The following is a 235-nucleotide window of genomic DNA, read 5'->3' as shown; positions in this document are numbered from 1 at the left end:
GCGGCGGGCTGTCGATCACCACCGGCCGCCTGGACGGACAGGACGGCCGCATCGGCACCGCCTGCGCGGTAACCCTCAGCGCCGGTGCGGTGGACCATCGCGGCGCCGCGCTGGCCGCCGCCCAGCTCGACCTCACCGCGCAGTCGCTGGACAACCGGGGCGGCAGCATCGTCGCCCCCGGCCCCGCCGCCACCACGGTGCAGGTGGCCGACACGCTGGACAACGGAGACGGCGG

1 protein-coding gene is annotated in these 235 nt (G+C 77.0%); it reads left to right on the top strand.

The window, feature by feature from the left end:
- Window positions 1–235: hypothetical protein (locus ACQG3P_RS23785; RefSeq protein ID WP_426806425.1), on the top strand; the 235-nt coding region annotated here is incomplete at both ends.

It is taken from the genome of Stenotrophomonas sp. SrG, assembly GCF_050031795.1.
Classification (GTDB): domain Bacteria; phylum Pseudomonadota; class Gammaproteobacteria; order Xanthomonadales; family Xanthomonadaceae; genus Stenotrophomonas; species Stenotrophomonas rhizophila_A.
This window is presented reverse-complemented; position numbering and strand designations above follow the sequence as displayed.